At 62.3% G+C, this 6,358-nt stretch carries 7 protein-coding genes; 4 read left to right on the plus strand and 3 right to left on the minus strand.

Going from position 1 to position 6,358, the window contains the following annotated elements; all coding sequences use genetic code 11:
* The 3 genes from IWX64_RS16365 to IWX64_RS16375 all read right to left on the minus strand — a co-directional run.
* A partial coding sequence (locus IWX64_RS16365; RefSeq protein ID WP_196868188.1) for a helix-turn-helix domain-containing protein occupies positions 1–851 on the minus strand: 851 nt, incomplete at its 3' end.
* A gap of 166 nt (positions 852–1,017) precedes the next feature.
* Positions 1,018–1,335, minus strand: a complete 318-nt coding sequence (locus tag IWX64_RS16370; RefSeq protein WP_196868189.1) for a DMT family transporter — start codon at positions 1,333–1,335, stop codon at positions 1,018–1,020.
* Positions 1,335–1,691 (minus strand): DMT family transporter, encoded by a 357-nt coding sequence (locus tag IWX64_RS16375; RefSeq protein ID WP_196868190.1) that lies wholly within the window; start codon positions 1,689–1,691, stop codon positions 1,335–1,337. Before IWX64_RS16375 ends, IWX64_RS16370 begins: the two co-directional genes overlap by 1 nt.
* Positions 1,692–1,925: 234 nt before the next feature.
* Between IWX64_RS16375 and IWX64_RS16380 the strand changes: the two genes are divergently transcribed.
* The 4 genes from IWX64_RS16380 (at position 1,926) to IWX64_RS16395 (ending at position 5,958) form a co-directional block, all read left to right on the plus strand.
* Positions 1,926–2,264 carry a hypothetical protein gene (locus IWX64_RS16380; protein WP_196868191.1) on the plus strand — a complete coding sequence of 113 codons (339 nt, stop codon included), beginning with the start codon at positions 1,926–1,928 and terminating at the stop codon, positions 2,262–2,264.
* Between the two features lie 182 nt (positions 2,265–2,446).
* Positions 2,447–3,751: a cation:proton antiporter gene (locus IWX64_RS16385; protein WP_196868192.1), complete on the plus strand. Its 1,305-nt coding sequence runs from the start codon at positions 2,447–2,449 to the stop codon at positions 3,749–3,751.
* 402 nt (positions 3,752–4,153) lie between these two features.
* A complete protein-coding gene (locus tag IWX64_RS16390; RefSeq protein WP_196868193.1) occupies positions 4,154–5,158 on the plus strand; it encodes an ATP-binding cassette domain-containing protein in 1,005 nt (334 codons plus the stop codon).
* Positions 5,155–5,958: an ABC transporter permease gene (locus IWX64_RS16395; RefSeq protein WP_196868194.1), complete on the plus strand. Its 804-nt coding sequence runs from the start codon at positions 5,155–5,157 to the stop codon at positions 5,956–5,958. Before IWX64_RS16390 ends, IWX64_RS16395 begins: the two co-directional genes overlap by 4 nt.
* Positions 5,959–6,358: the final 400 nt, after the last annotated feature.

A 6,358-nucleotide genomic window follows, 5' to 3' on the forward strand; every position in this document is an offset into this window, starting at 1 on the left:
CCGTCGCCGTCGCCGTCGCCGTCGCCGTCGCCGTCGCCGTCGCCGTCGCCGTCGCCGTCGCCGTCGCCGTCGCCGTCGCCGTCGCCGTCGCCGTCACCGGGGGCAGTGTGCTCCGTTGCCGCCTGCTCTATTGCCAGACGGTCGAGGGCCAGCAGGCTTGCGCGGCCCAGCACGTCCAGTTGCGCCGGGTTGAAGAGTGCCGTGACCGATTCCACCAGCGTCTCCTGCGTCACCCGCGGTCCTTTGGACTGATGCATCCCCGGATCGGTCAACCACGAATACTTGGCCAGATCCCGTGCCAGGGGCACTGAGTACTCCTCGGCCAGTTGCTGACGGGTGCTTTCGTCGGCGTCTGGGGTCAACGCGTCGAAGGCAACAGTGGCGTCATCCACCTCGGCGGCCAGCATGTCCCGCAGATCGGCCATCGCCTGGTCGTCGTACAGTTGCGAGTAGATCAGCATCAGCGACCGTTCGTTGGGTGTGAGCCGGGCACCAACGTCCTCAAAGCCTGCTGGCAAATCCGCAGACGATGAGCCCTGCAGGATGGATCGGATCTCGGTGCGGGCGCGTTCCAGCCGCTCAATGCTTGTGCTGAGATCCAGCTCGATCTCCTGGAGAGCTTCTACTGAAGCGTCGCCGCCCACTCCCACCCGTTCGATCTGGTCCAGGGGGACGCCGAGATCGCGAAGGCGCCGGATCTGGAGGATCCGGACCAGATGACGCACCTGATACTTCTTGTAGCCGTTCGATAAACGGTCAGGCTGCTCCAGTAGGCCGATCTGATGGTAGTGACGCACGGTGTTCACCGTGGTGCCCGCGAGATCCGCGACCTCCCGTGTGCTCCATGACATGTGTGAGGTTCCGCTTCCTATTGTTTGGTCCCCTCCAGCGAACACTATGTGGTTACCACATGGTCAAGAGGTTGGTCACCGGGCTGGCCGGTACAACCCTCGCTCAACCTGTGGGCGCAAGCCACTTGCGGGAGGCATTCCCCTCCGGAAGCAACTGCGGGGCATCTCAATGGGTTGCGCCGAGCTCGATCAGCAGGACGCCGCCGATGATCAGAATAATCCCAAGCCCCATGAGCCAGGTGAAGGGCTCCTTGAACAGGAATCTGCCGATCATCGCGGTCAACGCGACGCCGGACGCCGCCCAGATCCCGTAGGCCACACCGAGGGGAAGGCCGCCGGCGAGCGTGAGCGCGAGCATCGTAAAAGCCACCAGATAAGCGACGACGACGGCGCCGTACCACCGCTTGTCGTCAACCGCGAGGCGGAGGGAGACGGTGCCTGCGACCTCAAAGATGATCGCTCCAATGAGGAACAGGTACGCCACTATGCCACCCCTGCTTTCTCGTGTGTGGCCTGGGAGCCCAGCTCGACGCAGAGCACCCCGGCAATGATGACGACGATACCGATGCCCATCAACGGAGTGATCGGCTCCCCGAACACGACGAGCGATCCGACGGCAGTCAGGGCGACGCCCGCCGCTGCCCAGATGCCGTAGGCGACGCCCAACGCCATCCCGGTTCGGAGCACGATGGCGAGCAGAATGAACGCGCCAAGATAACCGCCGACGACGAGGGCGTACAGCGCGGGGTGGTCAAGGGCACCTTTGAGGGACAGGGACCCGGTCACCTCGGCAACAATCGCGGTGGCCAGCAGGAGCCACCCTTTGACGGTCTTGTTCATTGGTCAGATCCTTGGGAAGTCAGTTCACGGGCGGAGAGCCCACCGGACGGTGCTGCCGATGGTGTGATCCGGCAACCGCGACAAATAGTGATCGGTACGGAGGGGGGATCACAGAACAATCGTCTCCCGTCCCGGTTCCGGCCCGCTACTTTTGTGACCAAGAGGTCCCGGCGAAGGCAATGTTCGGAGTCTGCGGACATTGCCGTTGGATAGCTTCTGCTGCAGGATTGGCCCATGGTCATTCGACGTCCTGCCGGTTGCATCACCCTACTTCTGCTGGCTGGAATGATGAGCGGGTGTACTTCGACGCCGGGCAGCGTCGAAGTTGAGGTGCGGGCTGTTGCGCCGGACTTCGAGCAGGTCTCTTACGAAATACAGATTGTCGGTCCGGATCAGGAAATGATCCTCGCCGAGGAGATGAGCACCGGACATAGCGTGGTGATCGGGGATATTCCCCTCGGTACCGTAACGGTCACCGCGGTGTCGCTGTGCACTGTTGAAGCTGAGCTAACGTCCGAGCTGCCGACCATGAGCCTGATCATCGACGGAAACAGTTGCACCCTCGCTGACTAGCTGTCGGGAACCTGGTTGCAGCGAAGGAGGTTGCCGGTGGGATCACCAATTTGATCGCAGGCGAGAAGGGCCGGCAACTTTGCGTGGGTCGGATGGCGGTAATATCTGATCCGAGGATCCGGCGAAGCCGCTCGGAAAGGGTTCACACAGGGTGACCGATCCACAGATGGAAAGAGGCACCGGTGTTCGAAGCGCCAAGTCTGGTTTTTGTTGCCGCAGGCCTGGCGGTCTTCGCCGCCGCCTTGCTGCCCCGCCTGTTGATGCGGGCTCCGGTGTCGATGCCCATGATGTTCCTGGCTGCGGGTTTCCTCACGTTCACCTTTGCCAAGGACCTGCCGGATCCAGACCCCATCGCCTACAGCGACATCACCATCCACCTCAGTGAGATCTGCGTGATCGTCTCTCTCATGGGTGCAGGACTGGCCCTGGACAGAAAAGTGGGCCGCAAGAGATGGGCGACCACCTGGCGGTTACTGGGTATCGCCATGCCATTGTGCCTGATCGCCTTCACCTTGCTGGGGATGTGGGTGCTAGGCCTGGGACTGGCCGGCGCGATCCTCGTCGCGGCTGCTCTCTCACCGACTGATCCGGTGCTGGCCTCGGAAGTGCAGGTCGGGGAGCCCTCCGAGACGCAGGAGGCCCTCGAATCTGAGGATGAGGTGCGGTTTGGGTTGACCTCCGAGGCGGGACTGAACGATGGTCTGGCTTTTCCCTTCGTCTATCTCGCCATCGCCATCAGCCTGGTGGGCGCTGCTCCCTCTGCCTGGTTTCCCGAGTTTCTTGCCCTGGATGTCGTCTGGCGGATTGGCATCGGATGCCTGCTCGGGTACGGGATGGGGAAGCTTCTGGGCCGTGTCTTCTTCCGGTCCCGGATTGAGAGCGCACGGATGGCGAGTCACTCGGAGGGGTTCGTTGCGCTCGCAGCTACCTTCCTAACCTACGGGGTCACCGAGATGATCGAGGGGTACGGCTTCATCGCCGTCTTCGTGTGCGCCGTAACCATCCGGTCAGGAGAGCAGACCCACGGGTTCCACGGCATCCTGCACAGCTACATCGAGCAGCTTGAGCGCCTCCTCACCGTGGTGGTGCTCGTCCTTCTGGGCGGCGCCGTTGCGAGAGGCTTGTTGGCAGGGGTTACCGTCAGCGAAATCCTCCTGGCCCTCGCTTTCCTTCTGCTGGTTAGGCCCATTGCCGCCTGGATCAGCCTCGCCCGAGGAACCACTGGGCCTTGGGAACGTGGCGTCATTTCCTTCTTCGGCGTCCGGGGGATCGGTTCCATCTACTACCTCAGCTACGCACTCTCCAAAGGAGAGTTCGCCAGAGAGGACGAAGTCCTGTGGCGGATTGTTGGCCTGGTGATTGTAATGTCCATTCTCCTCCACGGCGTCACCGCCGCACCCATGATCAACGCACTGGACCGGGCACGGAAGCGCAAGGCGCTCCGGGAATCCGGGACCGAGGACGCTGCCCCCACCACGGCCATCTAGGCACGCGGGTCGCGCCGACCGTGCTCCTAGAGCGCTTAACAGGCGGGCCGAAAGAACAATGCCCTCGGCGAGCTAATTGAAGCGGAGGAGGTTGCCGGCGGGATCACGGAAGACCGGGAACGAGGTCGCGGGGAGCCCGCCCGGGTGTCGCCGACGGCTAGACCCAGTGCAGCATCGTGTCGATTCGAATACGGGTAGGTAAACACCGTGGTGAGGCGCTTTGCTTCGGGTAGCCGGGCGGGCATGCCCGCGAGCCGGTTGCTGTCCAGGTTCTCTTGACTACCAAGGACTATCCTTCTCTCATCGACGCAAAACGCCAGGACGTTCTGGCCGAGCCGAACTCCCCTGAACGATGCCGCGCATGATTGATGAACACCCATTGCGGGTGGAAAGAGGACAGAGATGGCACTCAGCGAAATAGCGATCAGTGCTGATGGTGTTGTACGTCGCTTTGGGGAGGTGAACGCCGTCGACGGCGTCTCTCTCACCGTCCAGCGCGGAGAGATCTATGGGTTCCTCGGACCGAACGGAGCAGGTAAATCCACGCTCACCCGGATCCTGTGCACGCTGTTAAAACCTTCAGCGGGTCGTGCGACAGTGGCTGGCTACGATGTGGACACTGAACCCGGACAAGTGCGCTTGCGTGCCGGCGTTGCACTCCAGGAAGCCGCGCTGGATGATCAGCAGACGGGGGCGGAGATGCTCGCACTGCAAGGCCGCTTCTACGGCCTATCGAAGAAGGCAACGAGGGCGCGTGTGAGTGAGCTGACGGAGCTCGTCGATATCGGGGACGCGCTCAACCGCAGAATCGCCACCTACTCAGGGGGAATGAAACGACGACTCGACCTGGCCCTCGCCCTCGTCCACGACCCGGAAGTGCTGTTCCTCGACGAACCCACTACCGGCCTCGACCCGGTCAGCCGTGCCAAAGTCTGGCAGGAGGTACGACGGCTCAACGACGAATTGGGAATGACCGTATTCCTAACGACCCAATACCTCGAGGAAGCGGACGAACTCGCCGACCGCGTCGGCATCATCAACAAGGGAAAACTGGTCGCGGAGGGAACACCCATTGAGCTCAAACGCGCCATCGGGACGGACGTCGTCACCGTTACCCTCGGGGGCGATCCTCTCAAGGCCCGGCAGACCCTCGAAAACCTGGACCTGGTTGAACGGATCGACGGCAGCGGCGAAACCCTGACCCTGAGTGTCTCCGACGGCCCATCAGCGATCAGTCCGATCGCCGTGGCCCTGGCGCAAGTGCCTGACGTCGAGGTGCTCGAACTTTCTCTCCGCCGCCCCTCACTCGACGATGTTTTCCTCTCAGTGACCGGCGAGCACATTACCGACTCGAGCTCGGCCACGCTCGGCACCTTAAATCCATCGCATTCGCAGGAGTCCTCATGACTACGGCAACCACCAGAGCGTCCCGGATTGAACCCAGGAGCGCTGGATTTCTTCGCGACCTCATTTCCGTGGCGGGGCGGGCTCTCCGGGCCATCCCGCGTGAACCGGCCGCAGTCATCCCCGCCCTGGTCATTCCACTCTTCTTTTTCGTGGTGAACATCGGTGCGTTGGAACCTGTCGCGCAAGCCACGGGAGTGGAAGACTTCAGGGCGTTCCAACTACCTGTGGCCATCGTCTTCGCTGTCACCGGGGTATCGCGAGCCAGCGGACTGGTGACTGACATCAGCAGCGGATACTTCGACCGGCTCCTCCTGACTCCCATGCGCCGGTCGGCCCTTCTCCTCGGGCTGATGGTTGCCGATCTTGTTCTGGTCATGGCTCTCTGCGTGCCGGTGCTCATCCTCGGGGCCATCGTCGGGGTGAACTTTGCTACCGGATTGCTGGGAGTGGTTGGATTCGTTGTCTTGGCAGGCCTCTGGGGACTAGCCTTCACCGGATTCCCCTACGCCATCGCCTTGCGCACCGGCAGCCCGGCGGCAGTCAACTCATCGTTCCTGTTGTTCTTCCCCTTCGCATTCCTCACCACGTCGTTCCTGCCGAAGGAAGCGCTCACTGGTTGGCTTGCGACGATCGCCGACTACAACCCGATCACCTATCTGCTGTCAGCACTCAGATCACTCCTCACTGACGGCTGGATATGGGCCGACCTCTGGCCAGGGCTCCTCGCCATCCTGATCGTCGGAACGGTTAGTTTCACACTCGCGTTCGGTGCCTTGCGCGGTCGGGTCTCGCGGGGATAGTCCGGGCACGCGGCGCGGTTCCCTCCGTAGGACTGCTCGGTTCTGCGGTTTTTTCCGGTCCGTGCACGGTACTGCCGTTGACCGCCGCCGTCAGGACCAACGGGTCGCTCGGGAATCAGAGATGCCGGATGGGTCAGCGCTGGCCACGGAGTAGCTGCCTACATCATGCGACCGACGGGGCGGCGCTTGCGCCGATGGAACGGTAGCGCACCTGAAGAACCACAAACCACGACGCTGACACGCGAAATTTCGTAGGGTTGCAATCTCGAGCACGCGAAAAGGGGTGACCTACCGCCAGCCTCCCTCTAGTGCTCCGTGTTAATGGTTTGTTTGCGTTTCATCTTGCCTAGGAGGTACTCCGCTGATTTGGTCCAGGTGAATGGTTTGGCGTCCTGGTTGT

The sequence above is a fragment of the Arthrobacter sp. CAN_A212 genome (genome assembly GCF_015752345.1).
Taxonomy (GTDB): Bacteria; Actinomycetota; Actinomycetes; order Actinomycetales; family Micrococcaceae; genus Arthrobacter_D.